The organism is Caballeronia humi, assembly GCF_001544475.1.
Taxonomy (GTDB): Bacteria; Pseudomonadota; Gammaproteobacteria; order Burkholderiales; family Burkholderiaceae; genus Caballeronia; species Caballeronia humi.
Genome location: NZ_FCNW02000181.1, coordinates 1 through 1,393 on the forward strand (window position 1 = coordinate 1; position 1,393 = coordinate 1,393).

The 1,393-nt window shown below is 59.2% G+C and carries 1 protein-coding gene; it reads right to left on the reverse strand.

Annotated features, from left to right (window positions below):
- Positions 1 to 66: 66 nt before the first annotated feature.
- Positions 67 to 399 carry a hypothetical protein gene (locus AWB65_RS36160; RefSeq protein WP_159907977.1) on the reverse strand — a complete coding sequence of 111 codons (333 nt, stop codon included), beginning with the start codon at positions 397 to 399 and terminating at the stop codon, positions 67 to 69.
- Positions 400 to 1,393: the final 994 nt, after the last annotated feature.

The following is a 1,393-nucleotide window of genomic DNA, read 5'->3' on the forward strand; positions in this document are numbered from 1 at the left end:
GCGAGCGCGTCGCCATTCTCGCATCGTGGAATCAGCAACGACGATCCCGTGAAAACCCCCGCTTCTTCAGCACAGCCCTAGGTCAAATGCCTGTGTATCGGCGCGCAGGCCGAGCGCCTCGACCACGTAGCCGGATAATCCGGGGCACATATATCCGGTGCAAGTGCTCACTACGACGGCATCAATTTCATCGGATCGGATCCCGGCGTTATGTAGGGCGCAAGTTGCTGCGGCGATTGCAAGCGCAGGGGCATTGTTCACAAAGCGCTTGGAAAGCGTGTCGGGTTCGATTACGAATGCATCGTGAAGCGAGTCGAGGGCGAGTCGTCGTGCGTCGATGCCGTTATCTCTTTGCAAGACGGTATGTGCAACAAATCGGGCGCGAATATCGAGTCGCAAATACCATTCCGAGTCCCGGAATGCACTCAGGCAGTCCGATTTCGTATAGCGCTGCGGAGGATTAGCGGTGCCAATGCCATTTATATACATAACGTGCCGACTGAATGAGTTGCAGTTAGCGACGACTCTAGAGAATGCGTTCACGCCGTCTCACGCGCGCCGTCTTTTAGAACAGGCGCAGCATTCGTGCCACGTCAGTGAACCGAAACTTAATCACGAATATGTTCCCCATGGTTCCTTGGACACGACAGGCCACATGGTAGGGAATCGGTGTGAACAAGAATCGGTCGCTTTTGCTCTGGGGATGCCCTCGTTGCGGAATCGGCCGGCTTGCGCCGGGCAACTAAACAGCGTTCGGCGTCCGACGCGCGCACGAGAGCGGATCTCTGTCCGCCGTGCGGTGACGCGCGGTGCTCGAACTATCCCGTTCCTGATTGACTGGGACCTGCGGCCTGAAGCGGCTTTCTGCGCTCGTGCGGTGAATCTGAAGGCGGGGTCCGTAGGCGTCCCGCTGGCAGTGACCGCGCGCAGCGTCTACGACCCGACGTAGACCCACATGCCGCACTCCCGGCGCGTGGTGGCGCATGCGCAGTTAGCACATTGATACACAAGCAGCTTCAAAGCTGGCTCGTCAGCGCCAGCCTGCGGCGGTCTCCTCCGTTGATGGTCGCTTCAAGATTCCCCGCCTGACAATCGCTCACGCGTAACAAGCGCTAGCGCTAGATCTGTCGGTTCACGGCGACGACTGTAAGACTACGTCGCTACCAGGCGACCCTCGAGTGGGGACGATGCCCACGCCCGCAAGAGCGCCTACTCGCTCGCGAGCACACGCGACATCGGGCCACGAACAAAGCCACCGCGTCAGCACATGTGCGCTAGGAGGGTCACGTCGGCTTTCGTGACGGTGACGTGTGAGGGTAAGCGACTCGGCACGGCCGTTTCACAGTACTGAATTTCTCGATGCATGATGGGCGCGTTCAGATTGACGGAGACA